General features: G+C 73.6%; 16 protein-coding genes. 2 read left to right on the top strand and 14 right to left on the bottom strand.

Annotation, left to right across the window (positions count from 1 at the left end):
* Positions 1-64: 64 nt before the first annotated feature.
* Positions 65-1,795: a murein biosynthesis integral membrane protein MurJ gene (gene murJ, locus ACLE50_RS03875; RefSeq protein WP_410941935.1), complete on the bottom strand. Its 1,731-nt coding sequence runs from the start codon at positions 1,793-1,795 to the stop codon at positions 65-67.
* A gap of 221 nt (positions 1,796-2,016) precedes the next feature.
* On the opposite strand from murJ, the gene ACLE50_RS03870 reads away from it, so the two are divergent.
* Positions 2,017-3,054, top strand: coding sequence for an LLM class flavin-dependent oxidoreductase (locus ACLE50_RS03870; RefSeq protein WP_410941934.1), 1,038 nt, complete (start codon positions 2,017-2,019; stop codon positions 3,052-3,054).
* A gap of 21 nt (positions 3,055-3,075) precedes the next feature.
* Here ACLE50_RS03870 and ACLE50_RS03865 read toward each other — a convergent pair whose 3' ends face one another.
* From ACLE50_RS03865 to ACLE50_RS03840, 6 genes are read right to left on the bottom strand one after another with little or no spacing between them, the layout of a single operon-like run.
* Positions 3,076-4,413: a thymidine phosphorylase gene (locus ACLE50_RS03865; protein ID WP_410942263.1), complete on the bottom strand. Its 1,338-nt coding sequence runs from the start codon at positions 4,411-4,413 to the stop codon at positions 3,076-3,078.
* Positions 4,413-4,898 carry a cytidine deaminase gene (locus ACLE50_RS03860; protein ID WP_410941933.1) on the bottom strand — a complete coding sequence of 162 codons (486 nt, stop codon included), beginning with the start codon at positions 4,896-4,898 and terminating at the stop codon, positions 4,413-4,415. Before ACLE50_RS03860 ends, ACLE50_RS03865 begins: the two co-directional genes overlap by 1 nt.
* Complete coding sequence (locus ACLE50_RS03855) at positions 4,899-6,113, bottom strand: ABC transporter permease (RefSeq protein WP_410942262.1); 1,215 nt, start codon at positions 6,111-6,113, stop codon at positions 4,899-4,901.
* Positions 6,114-6,142: 29 nt separating this feature from the next.
* Complete coding sequence (locus ACLE50_RS03850; protein WP_410942261.1) at positions 6,143-7,228, bottom strand: ABC transporter permease; 1,086 nt, start codon at positions 7,226-7,228, stop codon at positions 6,143-6,145.
* A gap of 8 nt (positions 7,229-7,236) precedes the next feature.
* Positions 7,237-8,745, bottom strand: coding sequence for an ABC transporter ATP-binding protein (locus tag ACLE50_RS03845; protein WP_410941932.1), 1,509 nt, complete (start codon positions 8,743-8,745; stop codon positions 7,237-7,239).
* The gene (locus ACLE50_RS03840) at positions 8,742-9,899 is read right to left on the bottom strand and encodes a BMP family lipoprotein (RefSeq protein WP_410941931.1); all 1,158 of its coding nucleotides are present in this window, start codon (positions 9,897-9,899) and stop codon (positions 8,742-8,744) included. Before ACLE50_RS03840 ends, ACLE50_RS03845 begins: the two co-directional genes overlap by 4 nt.
* A 238-nt stretch (positions 9,900-10,137) precedes the next feature.
* Between ACLE50_RS03840 and ACLE50_RS03835 the strand changes: the two genes are divergently transcribed.
* Positions 10,138-11,442 carry a D-alanyl-D-alanine carboxypeptidase family protein gene (locus ACLE50_RS03835; RefSeq protein ID WP_410941930.1) on the top strand — a complete coding sequence of 435 codons (1,305 nt, stop codon included), beginning with the start codon at positions 10,138-10,140 and terminating at the stop codon, positions 11,440-11,442.
* A gap of 237 nt (positions 11,443-11,679) precedes the next feature.
* On the opposite strand, the gene yhjD is transcribed toward ACLE50_RS03835, so the two are convergent.
* The 7 genes from yhjD to ACLE50_RS03800 form a co-directional block, all read right to left on the bottom strand.
* Positions 11,680-12,747 (bottom strand): inner membrane protein YhjD, encoded by a 1,068-nt coding sequence (gene yhjD, locus ACLE50_RS03830; RefSeq protein ID WP_410941929.1) that lies wholly within the window; start codon positions 12,745-12,747, stop codon positions 11,680-11,682.
* A gap of 46 nt (positions 12,748-12,793) precedes the next feature.
* A complete protein-coding gene (gene trpS / locus ACLE50_RS03825; RefSeq protein ID WP_410941928.1) occupies positions 12,794-13,807 on the bottom strand; it encodes a tryptophan--tRNA ligase in 1,014 nt (337 codons plus the stop codon).
* A 22-nt stretch (positions 13,808-13,829) separates the two neighbouring features.
* A complete protein-coding gene (locus ACLE50_RS03820) occupies positions 13,830-14,747 on the bottom strand; it encodes a winged helix-turn-helix transcriptional regulator (RefSeq protein ID WP_410941927.1) in 918 nt (305 codons plus the stop codon).
* A gap of 249 nt (positions 14,748-14,996) precedes the next feature.
* Entirely contained in the window at positions 14,997-17,579 is a 2,583-nt protein-coding gene (locus ACLE50_RS03815) for a bifunctional FO biosynthesis protein CofGH (protein WP_410941926.1), read from the bottom strand.
* Between the two features lie 50 nt (positions 17,580-17,629).
* Positions 17,630-18,490: a protein kinase domain-containing protein gene (locus ACLE50_RS03810; RefSeq protein WP_410941925.1), complete on the bottom strand. Its 861-nt coding sequence runs from the start codon at positions 18,488-18,490 to the stop codon at positions 17,630-17,632.
* The gene (locus tag ACLE50_RS03805) at positions 18,487-19,296 is read right to left on the bottom strand and encodes an exodeoxyribonuclease III (RefSeq protein ID WP_410941924.1); all 810 of its coding nucleotides are present in this window, start codon (positions 19,294-19,296) and stop codon (positions 18,487-18,489) included. Before ACLE50_RS03805 ends, ACLE50_RS03810 begins: the two co-directional genes overlap by 4 nt.
* Positions 19,297-19,374: 78 nt before the next feature.
* Positions 19,375-19,707: a hypothetical protein gene (locus tag ACLE50_RS03800; RefSeq protein ID WP_410941923.1), complete on the bottom strand. Its 333-nt coding sequence runs from the start codon at positions 19,705-19,707 to the stop codon at positions 19,375-19,377.
* Between the last annotated feature and the right edge of the window lie 198 nt (positions 19,708-19,905).

The following is a 19,905-nucleotide window of genomic DNA, read 5'->3' as shown; positions in this document are numbered from 1 at the left end:
CGGGGCCCCGCCGTCGAGCTCGTGATCGCCCGGCGGCGCCGCCCCGGAGCGCCGGGCGAGGCGCTCAGCGGCGGGCGAGGCGCCGGAAGACCGCGTCCAGCTCGCGCACCTTGAGCAGCCGCATCCCGGCGACCGCGATGACCAGCGTGACGATCGTGCCGCCGACCAGCAGCACCCACGCCTGCGCGGTCACCGGCCAGGACGCCGTCACCGGCTCCAGGAGCCTGCCCAGGCCCCAGGCGATCGCCGCACCGGCCGCGGACGCGAGCGTCACCCGCGCCAGAGTGCGCAGCACCTCGCCCGTCCGGGCCCGCCCGAGCCGGCGGCGCAGCAGAATCTGCCCGATCACGGCCCCGCCGACGAAGGACAGCCCGTTGGCCGCGGCCAGCCCCAGCACCACCCGGTCCGGGGCCAGCAGGACCGGGCAGAGCAGCAGCAGCGGGATCTTCACCGCGACCATGCCGAGCTGGATCAGCGTCGGGGTGCGGGAGTCGGTCATCGCGTAGAACACGCGCATCTGCAGCATGGTCACCGCGTAGGGCAGGATCCCGAACGCCGACGCGGCCACGGTCGCCCCGAGCCGGGCGGCCCCGGCCCCGGATCCCGCGCCGACCGAGAACAGCGCGGTGCCCAGCACCCCGCCGAACGCGGTCATCACCGCCGCGATCGGGACCAGGCCGACCGTCGACAGCCGGGCCCCGAGCGAGAGGTCGGTGACGACCTGGTCGGTGTCGCCCTCCGCGGCCGCCCGGCTCATCCGCGGCATCAGCGCGGTCAGCAGGGAGACACCCAGCACGCCGTACGGGACCTGCAGCAGCAGCCAGGCGTTCATGTAGGTGGCGACCGAGCCGCCGTCGGCCGCCGTCGCGACCCGGGTGGTGACGATGTAGCCGGCCTGCCCGATCAGGACGTAGCCGATGATCCACAGCGCCATCCCGCCGGCCACCGACAGCCGCGGGTCCCAGCCCCACACCGGCTTGTACCGGAACCCGATGCGGCGCATGTACGGGATCAGCACGACGGCCTGCACGACGATGCCGAACGTCGTCCCCAGGCCCAGGACCAGCAGCTTCGGGTCGCCCATGCTGACCGGGTCGACCGAGATCTGCCCGGGCACCAGCACGTAGGCGACGAGCACGCCGAGCATGACCAGGTTGTTCAGCACCGGCGCCCAGGCGAACGGCCCGAACACCTGCTTGGAGTTCAGGATCGCGCCGAGCAGGGCGCCGATGCCGTAGAAGAAGATCTGCGGGAGCAGCAGGAACGCGAACGCCGTGGCCAGGGCCGGGTTCGCCCGGCCGCTGTCGGAGCTGACGAACAACGCGGTCAGCAGCGGTGCCGCCAGCACCGCGACCACCGTCGCGACCAGCAGCGCCGTACCGATGACCGTCAGCAGCCTGCGGGTGAAGTGCACGCCGCCGTCGGCGTCCTCGGTCTGGGCGCGGACCAGCACCGGGATCATCACACTGGTCAGCACGCCGCCGAGCAGCAGCTCGTAGACGATGTTCGGCAGCGTGTTGGACACGGTGTAGGAGTCGTTGACGATCGCCAGGCCGAGGACGGCGACGATCGCCAGGTTCCGGACGAAGCCGGTGATCCGGCTGACCAGGCTGGCCACCGCGATCATGCTCGACGACCGGACGAGCGATCCGGCGTTCTCGGTGGCCCGGCCCTTCGCGGGTGCCCCGTCGGCGGTACCGACCGGCTCGATCACCTCGGTCGGCTCCCCGACCGGCGTGAGCAGCTCGGTCGGCTCGTCGGGCTCGGGATCGGGACGCGGCACCGGACGGGTCACCTCCTGAGCTCCCTCCGGAGGAACGTCGGCAGGTCGCCCGGACATCACCGGGCGGGGGATCGCTGCCCGTGGCGCCGGATCCACCCCGGTGGATCGGCGCTCGGTTCCTCGGTCGTCACGCATCGTCGTCCATCGTGCCGGATCGACACGGTGACTCCCGCACCCGGCTCGGTCCGGCGTAGCATCCGATTTATCGACATCGGTTGTCATGTGGAGGGGCGATGGCACCGCGGTTCGGCGCGTTCCTGTTCACCAGCCTGTTCGACGGGCTCGACGAGGCCACCGTCCTGTCCGCGGCACTCGACTACGCCCGGATCGCCGAGGAGACCGGGTTCGACGACCTGTGGGTGAGCGAGCACCACTTCATCGACTACGGCATCACCCCGTCGGCGATCGAGCTCGCCGGGTTCCTGCTCGGCCGCACCACCGCGATGCGGGTGGGCACCGCGGTCGTGCTGCTCCCCCAGCACCCCGAGGTGTTCGTCGCCGAACGGGCCGCGCTGCTCGACCACGTCTCCGGCGGCCGGTTCGACCTGGGGGTCGGGCGCGGCGGGCCGTCCGCGGACCTGGCCGTCGCCGGGCGCGGGCTGGAGGACTGGAAGGCCGGGGTCTGGCCGGCGGTCGACCGGATCCGGGAGGCCTGGGCCGGCCGGGCGGAGAACCCGGCCGTCGTCGGCGGGACGCTGACCGTGCGCCCGCGGCCGCGCCCGGGTGGCGACCCGCCGCTGCTGGTCGCCGCGGTCTCGGACACCTCGGTCGACGAGGCCGCCGCCCGCAGGTTGCCGATGCTGATGTTCCTGCACGAGTCCGACGAGGCCCGCCGGGCCAAGATGGCGCGCTGGTCGTCGGTCGCCGTCGAGAACGGGCACGACGGCGCCGACCCGGGGCACGCGTGCGCGCTGGTCGGGCACGTGACCGAACCGGGCGAGGACGTGGCCACGGTGGGCGACCGGCTGGCCGAGTTCCTCGTGTCCGCCACCTCCCAGTACGTACTGCTACCGGGGGCGGAGTCGAGCCCGGCGGCGCGGCTGCGCGGCCCGGACGAGGTCCGCACCTACGTCGACACGCTGCTGGCCACGCACCCGATCGGGACGGTCGAGGACTGCGTGGCACGGCTGTCCGGGGTGCTCGCCGACGGCGGCCCGCAGCGGGTGCTGCTCATGCTGGAGGCCGCCGCGGAGCCGGAGCGGGTCGCGCGCAACGTCGCGGCGTTCGGCACGACGGTGCTGCCCGCGGTCCGGGAGAAGCTCGCCCCGTGACGGTGGCGCGCGCCGTGCCCGCTAGCGGCTGCGCCGCACGTCGAGCACCAGCTCCCGGGGCCGCGGCGGCTCCGAGATGACCAGCAGCGCCGCACCGCCGAGAGCGCGGCGCGCGTCGGGCAGCTTCTCCGGGGTGTCGGTGTGCAGCTCCAGCAGCGGGGTGCCGGGCTGCACCTCGTCGCCCGGGTCGACCAGCAGCCGGACACCCGCGGCGGCCTGCACCGGGTCCTCCTTGCGAGCCCGGCCGGCGCCGAGCCGCCACGCCGCCGTCCCGACGGCCATCGCGTCGGCGGAGACGAACACCCCGGCCCGCTCCGCGGTCACCGTCTCGACGTGCCGGGCCGCCGGCAGCGCCGCGTCCGGGTCACCGCCCTGCGCGCGGATCATCCGGTCCCAGACCTCGTACGCCGCACCGGAGGCGAGCACCCCCGCCGGATCGGCGCCGGTGATCCCGGCCAGCGCCAGCATCTCCGACGCGAGCGTCACGGTGAGCGTCACCAGGTCCGGCGGGCCCCCGCCGCGCAGCACCTCGACCGCCTCGGCGACCTCGAGCGCGTTGCCGACGCAGCGGCCCAGCGGCACGGACATGTCGGTGAGCACCGCCGTGGTCGGGAGACCGTGCGCGGCACCGATCGCGGTCATCGCGTCGGCCAGCTCGCCCGCCCGGGCGCGGGTCTTCATGAACGCCCCGGAGCCCACCTTGACGTCGAGCACGAGCCCGCCAGTGCCCTCGGCCAGCTTCTTGCTCATGATCGAGCTGGCGATCAGCGGGACGGACTCGACGGTGCCGGTGACGTCGCGCAGCGCGTAGAGCCGCCGGTCGGCGGGGGCGAGCGTCGGCGTCGTCGCGCACACCACGGCGCCGACGGCGCGCAGCTGGGCACGGATCTCCTCGGTGCTCAGCTCGGCGCGCCAGCCGGGGATCGCCTCCAGCTTGTCCAGCGTGCCGCCGGTGTGCCCGAGCCCGCGCCCGGACAGCTGCGGGACCGCGGCACCGCAGGCGGCGACCAGCGGCGCCAGCATCAGGGTGATCTTGTCGCCGACGCCGCCGGTGGAGTGCTTGTCGACCAGCGGGCGCCCGACGTCGCCGAAGTCCAGGGTCTCCCCGGAGTCGATCATCGCCTGGGTCCAGTGCGCGGTCTCGTCGGCGTCCATGCCGTTGAGCAGGATCGCCATCGCCAGCGCGGCCATCTGCTCCTCGGCGACCTCGCCGCGGGCGTAGGCACCGACCACCCAGTCGATCTGGTCGCGGGTCAGCTCCCGGCAGTCCCGCTTGGCGACGACGATCTCCACCGCGCTCGTGCCGGGCGGCGGCTGCGCCGGGATCGGCTCCGCGTCCGCCCAGCCGACACCGCGGATCACGGGGCCCGCTCCGGAAGATCGGGGCCGCCGGGAAGATCGGTGCCGCCGGGAAGATCGGTGGGCCCGAACGCGTCGGGCAGCACCTCGGTGAACGGCCGGGGCCCGCGCGGGGTGTCGCACTCCAGCGCCGCCCCGCCGAACTCGTGGAGCACCTGGCGGCAGCGCCCGCACGGCATGAGCAGCTCGCCGTCGCCGGACCGGCACGCGACGGCGAGCAGCCGCCCGCCACCGGACAGGCGCAGCTGCCCGGCCAGGGTCACCTCGGCGCAGACGCCGAGGCCGTAGGAGGCGTTCTCGACGTTGCAGCCGGTGACCACCCGGCCGTCGTCGACGAGGGCGGCGGCACCCACCCGCAGCCGCGAGTAGGGGGCGTAGGCCCAGGCCGCGGCGTCGACGGCGGCCGCGCGCAGCGCGTCCCAGTCCGGCACCGGCGGGTCGGGCGTCACCAGGTCCCGGACCCCGGACGGTCCTCCACCGACCATCTAGCGGCCCTCCCCTCTGCGGTACTCGACCCCGAGTCTCGCCGGTGGCCGCAGCCGTTGTGCGGCGGCGGCGAGCACGACCAGCGTGACCAGGTGCGGCGCGTAGGCGGAGAACTCGTCGGGCACGGTGTCGATCAGCCAGTACACGGCGTAGAGCACCAGTCCCGCGCCGAGGGTGATCAGCGCGCCGATCCAGCGGCGGCGCAGCGCGAGCACGACCGCGGCGACGATCGCGAGCAGCGTCGCGCCGTAGAGCAGGGCGTGCACCGCCTCGCCGCCTGCGCGCAGCTGCAGCCCGTCGACGTAGCCGAACAGCGCCGAGCCCATCAGCAGCCCGCCGGGCCGCCAGTTGCCGAAGATCATCGCGGCGAGACCGATGTAACCGCGGCCACCGACCTGGTTCTCCAGGTAACCCAGCTGGCCGGGGTTGAGCACCAGCGCCGCGCCGCCGAGGCCGGCCAGCGCCCCGGAGACGATCACTGCCGCGTACTTGTGCGCGACGACGTTCACCCCGAGCGACTCCGCCGCGACCGGCGACTCGCCCGCCGAGCGCAGCCGCAGCCCGAACGGGGTCCGCCAGAGGACCCAGTAGCTGACCGGCACCAGCACGATCCCGATGACGACGATCGGCGTCAGCCCCGTGGTGAGCCCGCCGAGCAGCCCCGCGACGTCGGAGAGCAGTACGCGCTGCTGCTGCTCCAGTGCCCGCAGCGCCGGCGAGATCCCGGGGATCGAGAACTCGGTGAAGCCCTCCACCCGCGGCGACTCGCGGTTGTTCTGCGAGACCGGCGCGAACACCAGCGTCGACAGGTACTTGGTGAGCCCGGTGCCGAGCAGGGTGATCGCGACGCCGGAGACGATGTGGTTGACGTTGAACGTCACCGTCGCGACGGCGTGCACCAGGCCGCCGAGCGCGCCGAACAGGATCCCGCCGACGAGCGCGGCCCACGGCCCGTACTGGTAGCCCAGCCAGGCCGAGCCCCATGTCCCGAGCACCATCATGCCCTCGAGACCGATGTTGATGATCCCCGCGCGCTCGGACCAGAGGCCGCCCAGCGCGGCGAACAGGATCGGCAGCCCGAGCCGGACGGCCGCCTCCGCGGTGCCCGACGACGTCAGCTGGGTCTGCCCGGTCAGCGTCACGGTGATCGACAGGACGAGCACCAGGACGGCGGCGACCAGCGCGGAGCGGGCCCAGCGCGGCAGCCGGTCCATCCGCTCGGAGACCTGCTCCAGCGCGGCGGTCACGAGGTCACCTCCGCGGGTGCGGCGGTGGCGGGTTCGGTGGCCGCGGCGACCCGGCGCTGCTGCGCGCCGAGCTCGACCCGGCGGACGACCTCGTAGGCCACCACCACCGACAGCACGATCAGGCCCTGCATGATCAGCACGATCTCCCGTGGGATGCCGACGACGTCGAGCGCGACGGCGGCCTTGTCCAGGAACGCCCACAGCAGCGCACCGAGGGCGATGCCGACGGGATGGTTGCGGCCCAGCAGCGCGATGGCGATGCCGGTGAAGCCGTAGCCCTGCGGCGAGGTGAGGGTGTAGGCGTGGTCGCGCCCGAGCAGCTCGGGCAGCCCGACCAGCCCGGCGACCGCGCCGGAGATCAGCAGGGTGACCAGCACGGTGCGGCGGGCGTCGACGCCACCGGCGGCGGCCGCCGTCGGGGACTCACCGGAGGCCCGCAGGTCGAACCCGAAGCGGGTGCGGCCGAGCAGGAACCAGTACCCGACACCGAGCAGCACCGAGATCACCAGCGTCCCGAAGATCGCGCCGTTGCCGACCGGGACACCGGGGAACCAGCCGGTCTCCGGGATCGGCGGGGTGGTGATGTTGTTGCCGCGCAGCGAACCGAACGTCTCCGGCCGGATCAGGAAGGCGATCATGCCGGTGGCGATCGCGTTCAGCATGATCGTCGAGATGACCTCGGAGACGCCGCGGTAGGCCTTGAGCAGCGCGGGGATCGCGATCCACGCGGCGCCGGTCAGCATCGCCACCACGATGATCACGACGACGTGCAGCACCGGCGGCAGCGGCAGCGTCCCGCCGACGATCGCGGCGACACACGCCGCGATCCGGAACTGCCCCTCGACGCCGATGTTGAACAGCTTCATCCGGAAGCCGATCGCGACGGCGAGCGCGGCGAGGTAGTAGATCGCCGCGGAGTTCAGCGTGTCGACCGCGACGGTGCCCGAGCCGAGCTGGGCGACGATCGTCGCGACGGCGGTGACCGGCGAGGCGCCGCTGATCAGCAGCGCGATCGCGCACAGCACGGCGGCGACGCCGATGGCCAGCGCGGGCGCGACGACCGCGCCGCGGAAGCGGTTCAGCAGTGCGGTCATGCGGCGGCCCCCGTCATCGCGGTGCCGAGCTCCTCGGGGGTGACCGTGGCCGGGTCGGCGGTGCCGACGAGGCGGCCGTCGAGGATCACGGCGAGGGTGTCGGACAGCCCGATCAGCTCGTCGAGGTCGGCGGAGACCAGCAGCACGGCCAGGCCGGCGGCGCGGGCCCGGCGCAGCTCGGCCCAGATCCCGGCCTGGGCGCCGACGTCGACACCACGGGTCGGGTGCGAGGCGATCAGCAGCACCGGGTCACCGGACAGCTCCCGCCCGACGACGAGCTTCTGCTGGTTGCCGCCGGACAGCGCGGCCGCGGCGACGTCGATGCCCGGGGTGCGGACGTCGAACTCGGACACGATCCGCTCGGTGTCCGCACGCGCCGCGGCCCGGTCGATCAGCGCGCCGCGGGCGATCGGGGCGCGGGACTGGAACCCGAGCACCCGGTTCTCCCACAGCGACTGCTCGCCGAGCAGCGCGTAGCGGGTGCGGTCCTCGGGGACGTAGCCGACGCCGCGCTCGCGGCGGGCCATCGTGGACAGGCCGGTGACGTCGGCACCGCCGAGCAGGACGCGGCCGCGCGCTCCCCGGCGCATCCCCATGATCGTCTCGACGAGCTCGGTCTGGCCGTTGCCCTCGACCCCGGCGATGCCCAGGATCTCCCCGGACCGGACGACGAGGTCGACGCCGTCGAGCAGGTCGCGCCCGCCGGCCGGGTCGGGCAGCCCGAGCCCCTCGACCCGCAGGACCTCCTGGTCCCCCACCGTCGACGTGCGCGCCGGCGGGCTGGGCAGCTCGGAGCCGACCATCATCTCGGCGAGCTCGCGGTTGGTCACCGACGCCGGGTCCGCGGTGCCGACGGTGCGGCCGCGGCGGATCACGGTGATCCGGTCGGCGATCGCGCGGACCTCGTCGAGCTTGTGCGAGATGAACAGGAACGTGTAGCCCTCACCCTGCATCCGGCGAACCGTCGTGAACAGCTCCTCGACCTCCTGCGGGACCAGCACCGCCGTCGGCTCGTCGAGGATGACGGTGCGGGCACCGCGGTAGAGCACCTTGAGGATCTCCAGGCGCTGCCGGTCGGCGACGCCGAGGCGCTCCACCAGCTCGCCCGGACGCGCGTCGAGCCCGACGGTCGCCGAGAGCTCGGCGATGCGGGCCCGCGCCGCCTTCCCGATGCCGTGCCGGGACTCCGCGCCGAGCAGCGTGTTCTCGGCGACGGTCAGGTTGTCGGCCAGCATGAAGTGCTGATGCACCATCCCGATCCCGGCGGCGATCGCGTCGGCCGGGGAGCGGAAGTGCACTGTCGTCCCGTCGACGGCGATCGTGCCCTCGTCGGGTGCCTGCATGCCGTAGAGGATCTTCATCAGGGTCGACTTGCCGGCCCCGTTCTCGCCGCAGAGGGCGTGGACCTCACCGTGGGCCACGGTGAGGTCCACGCCGTCGTTCGCGACGACGCCGGGGAACCGCTTGGTGATGCCGTGCAGTTCGACCGCGTTGCCGGCACTCACTTCGTCGACTTCACCGTGACCTGTCCGGCGATGATCGCGGACTTGTAGGCGTCGAGCTGCGGCTTGATGTCGTCGACCTGGCCGCCGGAGGTGGAGTAGCCGACGCCGTCGGTCTTGAGGTCGAAGCGCTTCGGCAGCTTCGCGACGGTGTTGCCCGCGACCGCGTTGATGTAGTCGTACACGGCGACGTCCACCCGCTTGATCATCGAGGTCATGATGACCTGCTTGACCTGGGCGAGCTGCGGAGAGTTGTACTGGTCGGAGTCGACGCCGATGGCCTTCTTCCCTGCGGTCTGCGCCGCGGAGAACACGCCCTGGTTCGACTTGCCCGCCGCGGCGAAGGAGATGTCGGATCCCTTGTCGAACTGGCCGTTGGCGATCTCGGTGGCCTTGGTGGCGTCGTTGAAGCCGGAGACATCACCGGCCGGGGAGATGTAGGACGCGTCGACCTTCGCGTCCGGCGCGACGGTCTTGACGCCCTGCTCGTAGCCTGCCTCGAACTTCTGGATCAGCGGGTTGTCGACGCCACCGACGAACCCGACGTTGCAGGTCGTCGTCTTGAGCGCGGCCGCGGCACCGACGAGGAACGCGCCCTGCTCCTCGGCGAAGACCAGCGGCTTGACGTTCGGCAGCTGCACGGTGTCGTCGTCGACGATCGCGAACTGGACGTTCGGGTTCTCCTGCGCCACGGTCTTCACACCACTGGCGTAGTTGAAGCCGATCGCGATGATCGGGTTGAAACCGCTCTTGGCGAGCTGGCGCAGCCGGTTGGTGGCCGCGTCCTCGGTCTCGCCCTGCTGGGCGGTCGCCTCCTGGGTGCTCGCCTTCGGCAGGCCCAGCTGGGCGATCGCGCGGTCGAGGCCCGCCGCGGCGGCGTCGTTGAACGACGCGTCGCCGCGCCCGCCGATGTCGTAGGCCAGACCGACCTTCAGCTTGCTCGCGTCGGCCTTCGCCGGCTCCGGCGCCGGCTGCGCGGAGGCCGCGCCGCCCGCAGGTGGTGCGGTGCGCGTGCACTCCTTCGCCTGGTTCCCGCCGGCTCCGCCGCCTCCGCCGGTGTCCCGGGCACAGCCCGCGAGCGCGAGCGCCGCCACCGCCGTGAGCGCCACCGCCGTGGCGAACCGCCCCCGCCGTCCGATGCGCTGTCCGATCCGCACGAACGATCTCCCCCTCCTGCGCGCCACCCGGTCGGCGGCGTCGTATCCGCCGGACGGTAATCCTTCGGCGCGCCGAGCGGCAGGGTTGCAACATCGCCGTGACAGAACGGAACCGTCGGGCGGTCCGGTCCCCGCCGGACGGACGCCGGGTCGCGCCCGGCGGTCGGATGTGGCGCGGCCCGCCGCGGCGTTGCGCGTTCGCGCGCGCACGGTCCGTGTGGTGCGGCATGCTGCGGGCGTGAGGTTCCCCTGCGGCGTGCCCGTCCACGGCCGTGCGATCAGCCGGAGCGCCGCCGCCGCCGCTCTGCTCGTCGCGGGGATGCTCGTCGCCGGTGCCGGCCCCGCCGCGGCAACGTCTGCGCGGCCCGCCGCAGCAACGTCTGCGCGGCCCACCGCGGTGGCCGGGTGTCCCGGCCAGGCCGCGCCGCCCGGGCCGCCCGCCCGGGAGGAGACGGTCGCCGTCGCCCCGCTGCCGGTGCCCGATCCGCCGGTGAGCGGCCTGGCGACGTGCCGCGACGCGCACGCCGGTACGGCGCCGCCACCGCAGGTCGGGGCGGCGTCCTACGTCGTCGCCGACCTGGACTCCGGCGAGGTGCTGGCCGCGCGGGCACCGCACGCCCGGGAGCGGCCCGCGTCGACGATCAAGCTGCTGCTCGCGCTGCTCGTCGCCGAACGGCTCCCCGCGAACGAGGTCGTCACGGTCGTCCAGGCCGACGTGGACGTCGACGGCAGCCGCGCAGGCATCGGCCCCGGCGGGCGCTACACGGTGGCGCAGCTGCTCCAGGGGCTGCTGCTCGCGTCCGGCAACGACTGCGCGAACGCCCTGGCCCGCCGGCTCGGCGGAGCACCCACGACCGTGGCCGCGATGCGCGACGAGGCCGTCCGGCTGGGCGCACTCGACACCCGCCCCGCGACGCCGTCCGGTCTGGACGGACCGGGGATGTCGGTGTCCGCGCACGACCTCGCGGTGATCTACCGGGCAGCGATCGCCGAGCCGCGGATCGCGACCGTGCTGCGGACGCGCAACGTGCCGTTCCCCGGCTTCGGCGCGCACCCCGGCTTCGTGCTCGGCAACGACGACAAGCTCCTCGGCACCCCCGGATTCCTCGGCGGGAAGAACGGTTTCACCGACGCCGCCCGGCACACGTTCGTCGGCGGGATGCAGCGCGGCGGACGACGTCTGGTGGTCTCACTGGTCCGCGGCGAGACACACCCGGTGCGGATGGTCGACCAGGCGAAGGCACTGCTGGGCTGGGGCTTCGGCGTACGCGCGGGCGGGATCGGGACGCTGCCCGCCGCCGAGCCGGAGCAGGACGCCGGCCCGGACGCCTCCGCCGCTCCCGGTGGCGTTCCCGGCAGCGGTGCTCCCGGGGTGGGCCCCGGAGCGGACTCGCCGACCGCCACCGAGGCCGGCGGTCCCGACGCCGACGCAGGCCCGTCCGGGTCGTCGACCGCGGTGGTCGCCGCCGGTGGCGGCGCGGTGCTCGCGGCCGCCGCGATCATCGGGGTGCTCGAGGTGCGACGGCGGCAACGGCGGCGCTGAGGGTGTGCGGGCCGGGGGTGCGACGCTCCCGGTGCGCCCATCCCGGTGCCGGGCCCATGGGCTCTACACGGGCCCCGCACCCGCCGAGTACGTCAGGAGCTGACGTACTTCCCGGAAATGCCTCAGCAGCTGAGGTATTTCCGGATGGTCACCGTCCCGGATCCGGGCCGCCGGGTGCACGTACCCGCCCGCGGAGCCCGCACGCCGCCGCCCCGCGCGGAACCGCGGCCCGCGCGCTCAGCGCTTCTTGCGTCCGAACGCCCGCGTGCCGAGCGCACCGCCCAGCAGGCCCGCGACGAGCAGACCGGCCGAGCCGACGGCGCCGCGGCCCTCGCGGACCACGTACTGCGGCCGGATGATCGCCGGCGCCGGAACGGCGCCGGTGTTGACGTCGTTGCCGTCGGCGGTGGCCGCCCAGGCCGTCACGAAGAGCAGGAAGCGGGCGGAGAAGAAGATGAAGACCAGCACACCGAGGATCGGGCCGAACGCCGCGCCGACCGGCGAGGCGCTGACCGATGGCATGTAGTAGTTGACCATCACGTACTGCAGGACCGCGAAGCCGACGGCGCCGAAGATCGCGGCCTTCATCGCCGACTTGGTCGAGACGGGCTCGCGCGGCAGCCGGGAGATCATCCAGAGGAACACCAGCCAGTTGCCGATCAGGGTCAGCACGAACACGCCGACACCGAGCAGGAACTTCGCCCAGCCCGCCTCGCCCAGCCCGACGAGGCCGAGCAGGTAGCCGCCGAGCGAGCCACCGACCGAGGAGATCGCGAACGACAGCACCAGCGCGATCCCGAGGCCGACCAGGGCGAGCAGGTCGCCGCCCATCCGCTTGAGGAACGGCGGTGCCTCCTCGCGCTGGCCCCACTGCTCGGACAGCGCCTCGCGCAGGTTGCTCATCCAGCCGATCCCGGAGTACAGCGCACCGAGCAGACCGACGATCCCGATCGCGCCCGCCCGGGTCACCGCCGTGTCGACGATCCCGCCGAGCTTGCCCGCGAACTCCGGGGGCACCGCGCCGGTGATCTGATCCTTGAGCTGCATGACCAGCTCGGGGTTGCCGCGCAGCACGAACCCGGCGGTCGCGAACCCCACCATCAGCAACGGCACGACCGCGAGCAGCGAGAAGTAGGTGATCGCGGCGGCGTAGTGGTCGCCGTGGTTCTCGGTGTAGCCGACACCGGCACGCACGAGGTGGTCGAGCCAGGGGTGCTTCTCGCGGAGGCGCTCGAAGGTGCCGACCGCCTCCTCCTCGTCGTCGGCGATGTCGTGCGCGATCGTGGTGGCGCGGTGATCGGCCATCTCTTCCCCCGGTCGGTCGTGCCTCTCACCCGCCCGGGTCGGTGAATCACACGGGCGGAAGGAAGCCGATCCTCTCCTGAACTGCGGCCAGTGTCGCGCCGGAGACCTCGCGCGCCCGGGTGGCGCCCTTCGCGAGCACCCGATCGAGTTCGGCGGGATCGGCCAGATAGCCGTTGACCTTCTCGGCGAACGGCTCGGCGAAGCCCGCGACGATCTCGCCGAGCTCCTTCTTCAGGTCGCCGTAGCCACGTCCGGCGTACTCCGCCTCGACCTCGGCGACCTTGCGGCCGGTCATCGCCGCGTTGATCGTCAGCAGGTTCGCGATGCCCGGCTTGTTCTCCGGGTCGTAGCGGATCTCGCGCTCGTTGTCGGTGACCGCCGAGCGGATCTTCTTCGCCGAGCGCTGCGCCGGGTCGAGCAGCTCCACGATCCCCGACGGCGACGACGCCGACTTGCTCATCTTGGCCGTCGGGTCCTGCAGGTCGTAGATCTTCGCCGTCGACTGCGGGATGTGCGGCTCGGGCACCACGAACGTCTCGCCGAACCGGTGGTTGAACCGCTGCGCGAGGTTGCGGGTCAGCTCCAGGTGCTGGCGCTGGTCCTCGCCCACCGGGACGCGGTCGGCCTGGTAGAGCAGGATGTCCGCGGCCTGCAGGATCGGGTAGGTGAACAGCCCGACCGTCGTGCGGTCGGCGCCCTCCTTGCCCGACTTGTCCTTGAACTGGGTCATCCGGCCTGCCTCGCCGAACCCGGTCAGGCACTCCAGGATCCAGCACAGCTGGGTGTGCTCGGGGACGTGCGACTGCACGAACAGCGTGCAGCGGTCCGGGTCGAGCCCGAGGCCGAGCAGCTGCGCCGCCGCGACCCGGGTACGCCGCGCGAGCTCGGCCGGGTCCTGCTCGACGGTGATCGCGTGCAGGTCCACCACGCAGTAGAACGCCTCGTGGTCGTCCTGCAGGGACACCCACTGCCGCAGCGCGCCCAGGTAGTTGCCGAGGTGGAACGAGTCGGCGGTCGGCTGGATCCCGGACAGGACGCGAGGACGGTGGGCGTCGGTCATGGCCCCATTCTCGCCAACGACCTCACCGGGGTCGGCCCGGGGACACCGACCCGCGGGTGAACGGGGTGTCGCACCGGTCGCACACCAGCCGGACCCGCAGCCGTTCCCCGCAGCCGGCGTGCAGGATCTCCAGGTCGACCTCGGCACCGTCGGCCACCTGCCAGCGCAGCGACCAGTCGATCAGGCAGGCGTGGATCGGGAACGACGCCAGCCCCTTCTCGGTGATCCGGTAACGCCCGTCGCGGGCGGTGCCGCCGAAGCCACGCTCCATGACCCCCAGCTCGATGAACCGGCGCAGCCGGTCGCTGAGCACCTCCGGGGAGATCCCGAGCTCGTCGCCGAACGCGGTGAACGACCTCACCCCGGCCAGCCCGGCGCCCAGCACGGTGGCGCCCCAGCGGTCACCGATGATCTCCATGGCCCCCGGGAGCAGCGACAGCGGGTCGCTGGGCAGCCGTCCGCGGGTCCGCCGGGGATGCACCCGCGACAGCAGCTGCAGCGCAGGCGCCCCGGGTTTGCGCCACACCTCGGTGTCGCGGAACGCGACGCGCTCACCACAGTGGTCGCAGGCCAGCTGGACGCCGGCCGCGGCGCCGCACTCGCGGTGCACGATGTCGGGCAGCGGGACCTCGCGCGGTACCCACTGCTGCTCCCAGTACCAGGTGGCGAGCAGCAGCTTCCAGCAGTCGCCACCGCGTTCGGTGAGCGCGTAGCCGCGCCGTTCCCGTCCGCCCTCGCGGTAGGGCCGCGGCTCGAGCAGGTCGGCCTCGACCAGCGACCGCAGCCGCGCCGACAGCGTCGCGTCGGAGATGTTGAGGGTCTCCCGCCAACCCGCGTACCGGGTCACGCCCAGGAACGCCCGCTGCAGGATCAGCAGCGTCCAGGTGTCGGCGAGCAGACCCAGCCCCCGGCCGACGGCGCCCACGCCCTGAGCGCGCATCCCTCCGCCTCCTCCTGGCCCGGCTCACTGCTTGACCCGGTCACCCCATGATCGTACCGTCGTCTCTGACTCTGCCGATCGAAGCCGATTCGGCACACCGGCCCGAGGACCGGCGTGGTGCAGGGTCGATCGGTACCGGGGGGCCGGTCGAGGCACGCGGCCGGTCGGTCCGCGTGGCGGCGCGGAGGGGGACGCCGCCACCGGACGGGCCGGTCGCGGAGCCCCTGCCCCGAGCCTCAGCTCCACCGTTCAGGCCGTGGTCAGCGGCAGCATCCGCGGTCCCGACGGCGCCGCGGGCGTCAGCCGGCCCGGCTCGCCCCGGTAGGTCGTGGTCCGCTGCCGCACCGGACGCCCGGCCCCGTGCGCGATCGCGGTCAGCTCCTCCACCGAGCGCTCGGACCCGTTCTCCGAGCCCGCCATCCGGGAGATCGTCTCCTCCATCAGCGTGCCGCCCATGTCGTCGGCGCCGCCGCGCAGGATGTCCGCCGCGAGGTCGTCGCCGAGCTTCACCCAGGAGCACTGGACGTGGTCGATCCGGCCGTGCAGTGCCAGCCGGGCGAACGCGTGCACGGCGCGGTTGTCCCGCTCGGTCGGGCCCGGGCGGGCGAGCCCGGCCAGGTAGATCGGCGCGTTGTGGTGCACGAACGGCAGCGGCACGAACTCCGTGAAACCACCGGTCCTGTCCTGGATGGACGCCAGCGTGCGCAGGTGGCCGAGCCAGTGCCGCGGCTCGTCGACATGGCCGTACATCATCGTCGACGACGACGGGATCCCCACCTCGTGCGCGGTCGAGACCACCTCGATCCACTGCGACGCGGGCAGCTTGCCCTTGGTCAGCACCCAGCGGACCTCGTCGTCGAGGATCTCCGCGGCGGTGCCCGGAATCGAGCCGAGCCCGGCCTCCTTCAGCTCGGTGAGCCACTCGCGGATCGACACTCCGGCCTTCGCCGCGGCGGAGACGATCTCCATCGGGGAGAACGCGTGCACGTGCATCCCGGGGACGGCGTCGGTGACCGCGCGGACCAGGTCGGCGTAGAACGACACCGGCAGCTGCGGGTCGATGCCGCCCTGCACGCAGACCTCGGTGGCACCGTCGTCCGCGGCCTCGACGGCACGCTGGGCGACCTCGTCGAGCGAGAGCCGGAACGCGTCGGCGTCGCGCTCGCGCTGGGCGAAGGCGCAGAACCGGCAGCCGACGTAGCAGACGTTCGAGAAGTTGATGTTCCGGTTGATCACGTAGGTGACATCGTCGCCGTTCACCCGGGCCCGGACGTCGTCGGCGAGGCGGGTGAGCTCACCCAGCGCGGCGCCGTCGGCGGTCAGGACGGCCATCGCCGCGGCCGCGTTCGCCGGGTCCAGCAGGGCCGCCGGGTCCGACGCGGCCAGATCCAGCCCGGCCTTCACGTCGCCGTCGAGCCGCTCCGGGGCGTTCGCCCGCTGCGCCTGCAGCTCCGCGGCCACCTCGTCCCAGTCGCCGTAGACCGAGCCGAAGTCGCTGCGCCGGTCGGCGGTACGGCCCTCGGTGTCGACGGCGGTGTGCAGGTCGGTCCGTCCGGTCGAGGCGAACCCGCCGTCCGGCTCCTGCCAGGTGCGTCCCCGCACGACCGCGTCCGGGTCCGCGAGACCGTCCGGCCGGGCGAGCGCGGTGACGTGCCCGAGCAGCCGGGTGTCGATCCACGGCGACCCGGCGCGCACGTACTTCGGGTAGGCGGTGAGGCGTTCCCGCAGCGCGAAGCCCTCGGACTCGGTGATCCGGGCCAGCTCGTCGACGGCGGGCCATGGCATCTCCGGGGACACGTGGTCGACGGTCACCGGGGAGACGCCGCCCCAGTCGTCGATCCCGGCGCGCAGCATCAGTGCCTGCTCGTCGCCGACCAGGTTCGGGGGTGCCTGCAGGCGCACCTTCGGGCCGAGCACGATCCGGGCGACGGCGATCGTCGCGGCCAGGTCCTGCAGGTCGGCGTCCGGGTCGTTGGCCATCGCGGTGTCCGGCTTGGCCCGGAAGTTCTGGACGATCACTTCCTGCACGTGCCCGTGCTGCCGGGCGGCGGAGCGGATCGCGAACAGCGACTCCGCCCGCTCGGTGCGGTTCTCACCGATCCCGATGAGGATGCCGGTGGTGAACGGGACACCGACCCGGCCGGCGTCGGCCAGGGTGCGCAGCCGGACCGCGGGCTCCTTGTCGGGGCTGCCGTAGTGCGGGCCGCCCTTCTCGAACAGCCGCTGGGAGGTCGTCTCCAGCATCATCCCCATGCTGGCCGCGACCGGCTTGAGCCGGGTGATCTCCTCCCAGCTCAGGACGCCCGGGTTGAGGTGCGGCAGCAGCCCGGTCTCCTCCAGCACGGCGATCGCGCACGCCCGGACGTAGTCCAGCGTGGAGTCGTAGCCGCGGGCCTCCAGCCACTCCCTGGCCTGCGGCCAGCGGTCCTCCGGCCGGTCGCCGAGGGTGAACAGGGCCTCCTTGCAGCCCTGCGCCGCGCCCTGGCGGGCGATCTCCACGACCTCGTCGCGCTCGAGGTACATCGAGTCGAGCCTGCCGGGGACGGTGACGAACGTGCAGTAGTGGCAGCGGTCCCGGCACAGCCGGGTGAGCGGGATGAAGACGTTGCGGGAGTAGGTGACCACGCCCGGGCGCCCCTCCTCGGCCAGGCCGGCGTCGCGGACGCGCGCGGCGTGGCCGAGCAGCTCGTCCAGGTGTTCACCGCGGGCCGCGAGGAGCACCGAGGCCTCGGTGACGTCCAGCGCGGACCCGTCACGGACCCGGCGCAACGCGCGGCGGATCGCCGACTCCGACGGGGCCTGCTCGGACGGTGCGGGGGCGGTGTCGGACATGACCTCCACAGTAGGTACGAACGATCACCCCGGCGACCGTGCCGACCGTCTCAGCGGATCTGGACGAGCACGATCACCACGACCACGAGCAGCAGCAGCCCCGCGACCGCCAGCAGGATCCAGCGGTTGCGCCCCAGGTCGTTGCCGCTCGAGGGCGGCACCGCGGCGCGTTCGAGCAGCAGGTCGACCTCGGCGGGCTCACCACGGGCCGCCGGGTCGGGGCGGGTCAGCTCCTCGATCGCGGCCTCGAGCGGGCCACCGGGCGGCGGCTGCCCGCCGACGGCGTGGTGCAGCACCGCGCCGAGGCTCCACAGGTCCGCGGCCGGGGTGTCGCCGGTGCCGGGCCGGCCGGGGTCGCGTTCGGGCGGGGTGAACCCGCCGCCCTCGTCGCCGGGCACCGGGGCACGGGCGGCGCCGACCGCGCGGGCCAGGCCGACGTCGGTGACCAGCCCGCGGTCGTCGGGGGTGACGAGCACGCTGTCCGCGTCGAGGCCACCGTGCGTGCCGCCGTCGGCATGGATCGCGCGCAGCGCGGCGAGCACGTCCCGGCCCACCGTGGCGGCGCGGTGCGGGGGCAGCGGGCCGTCGAGCAGGATCTCCGACAGCGAGCGGGCATCCGGGCGCTCGGTGACCAGGTGCTCGCGCAGCGTCCCGTCGGCGTCCCGGTCGGTGATCAGGTCGAGGACGCCGACGAGGCCGGAGTGCCGCAGCCGTCCGGCCGCACGGACCTCGGTGAGCAGCCGGTCGCGCATACCGTCGGGGCTCTCGCCGTCGGCGGGCACGCGGATCTCGGTGACGACGACGTTGCGCCCGGTCACCCGGTCCTCGGCCCGGTAGGCCGGGCCGAACCCGCGGCGGTCCAGCGGGTCGAGCAGCAGGTAGCGCCCTCCGACGACGCGGCCCGAGATCATCCGAGCGCACCGCCGAAACGCACCACGACCGGGGCGTGGTCCGACCAGCGCCGGTCGTGCGCCGGCGCCCGGTCCACCCCCGCGTCCGACGCCGCCGCGGCCAGCCCCGGGGTGACGAGCAGGTGGTCGATCCGCCACCCGACGTCGTTGTCGAAGGCCCGCCCGCGGTAGGTCCACCAGGAGTAGGGGCCGTCGGTGTCCGGGTGCAGCGCGCGGACGGCGTCGACCCAGCCGTGCCCGGTGACCCCGGCGAACCACTCCCGCTCGTGCGGCAGGAACCCCGAGTTACGACGGTTGTTGCGCCAGTTCCGCAGGTCCAGCTCGGTCGGGGCGATGTTCCAGTCCCCGCCGACGACCATCTCGCGCCCGGTGGCGCGGCAGCGGTCGAACGCGGCGCGCAGGTGGTCGCCGAAGGTCTTGAGGAACGAGTCCTTGGCGTCCTGCTTGTCGGTGCCGGCCACGCCCTTGGGCAGGTACAGCGAGGCCACGGTCACGCCGCCGGGCAGGTCGACCTCGACGTAGCGGCCGTCGAGGTCGGTGGCCGGGTCGCCGAAGCCGATCCGCACCGCCTCGGGCTCGGCGCGGGACAGCACCGCGACTCCGCTGCGCCCCTTCGCCGTCTCGCACGGCGCGAGCCGCAGGTGCCAGCCCCCGGCGTCGAGGGCGTCGGTCAGCGCGGCGGGCAGCTCCTCGGGGCGGGCCCGCACCTCCTGCAGGCACACGGCGTCGGCGTCGGTGGCCGCGAGCCAGTCCAGGAACCCCTTGGTGGTGGCGGCGCGCACCCCGTTGACGTTGGCGGTGGCCACACAGCGAAGCGAATCCGGCACGCCCTCAGCTTCCCCCACGTGTCACGAGGCCGCGCGACCCCGGTACCCGGCCGGCACTCAGCAGGTGCTCCCGGCGGTCGCGGCGACGCTGTTCGCGGGGACCCAGCGGTCGCCGCCGGTCAGCTTGCGGAAACCGGAGTCCACGATGGTCTCGGCGCCGACGTCCTCGCCACGGTTGAGCGTCTCGACAGCGCGCGACGCGGAGTTCGGCGCGACCCGCACCGTGACCTGCGACTGCTGCACCGTCATCGTGCAGGAGCTCTCCAGGTTGTCGGTGGCCGAGCCGTAGACCAGGGCGACCAGGGCCAGCCCGACACCGAGGATCCCGACCAGCGGCCACCCGGACAGGGAGGGCCGCTTGAGCCCCGGGATCGTGAACCTGTTCGGCACGCGTTCTCCTCCTGCCGGCCGCCGCCTCCGTACCGTAGCCGGTCGGACACGCGCACGAGATCCGCCGCCCGGGGTGTCGGGCCGGTTACTCCTGCGGGCGCGGCACCGGGCCGGGGGTTTAGCGTGTCGTTCCGGAGCGGGCCGCCGCGCCGACCTCGCCGTCGAGACGACGAGCTGCCGTGCCGCCGGGCGGGCCCA

Source organism: Pseudonocardia phyllosphaerae (assembly GCF_046546475.1).
GTDB classification, from domain to species: Bacteria; Actinomycetota; Actinomycetes; order Mycobacteriales; family Pseudonocardiaceae; genus Pseudonocardia; species Pseudonocardia phyllosphaerae.
This window is presented reverse-complemented; position numbering and strand designations above follow the sequence as displayed.

Excerpts from the sequence above, each read along its gene's own strand:
- ACLE50_RS03870 (WP_410941934.1), top strand. The coding sequence starts at position 2,017 with ATGGCACCGCGGTTCGGCGCGTTCCTGTTCACCAGCCTGTTCGACGGG.
- ACLE50_RS03860 (WP_410941933.1), bottom strand. The coding sequence starts at position 4,898 with ATGGTCGGTGGAGGACCGTCCGGGGTCCGGGACCTGGTGACGCCCGAC.
- ACLE50_RS03855 (WP_410942262.1), bottom strand. The coding sequence starts at position 6,113 with ATGGACCGGCTGCCGCGCTGGGCCCGCTCCGCGCTGGTCGCCGCCGTC.
- yhjD (WP_410941929.1), bottom strand. The coding sequence starts at position 12,747 with ATGGCCGATCACCGCGCCACCACGATCGCGCACGACATCGCCGACGAC.
- trpS (WP_410941928.1), bottom strand. The coding sequence starts at position 13,807 with ATGACCGACGCCCACCGTCCTCGCGTCCTGTCCGGGATCCAGCCGACC.
- ACLE50_RS03820 (WP_410941927.1), bottom strand. The coding sequence starts at position 14,747 with ATGCGCGCTCAGGGCGTGGGCGCCGTCGGCCGGGGGCTGGGTCTGCTC.
- ACLE50_RS03815 (WP_410941926.1), bottom strand. The coding sequence starts at position 17,579 with ATGTCCGACACCGCCCCCGCACCGTCCGAGCAGGCCCCGTCGGAGTCG.
- ACLE50_RS03810 (WP_410941925.1), bottom strand. The coding sequence starts at position 18,490 with ATGATCTCGGGCCGCGTCGTCGGAGGGCGCTACCTGCTGCTCGACCCG.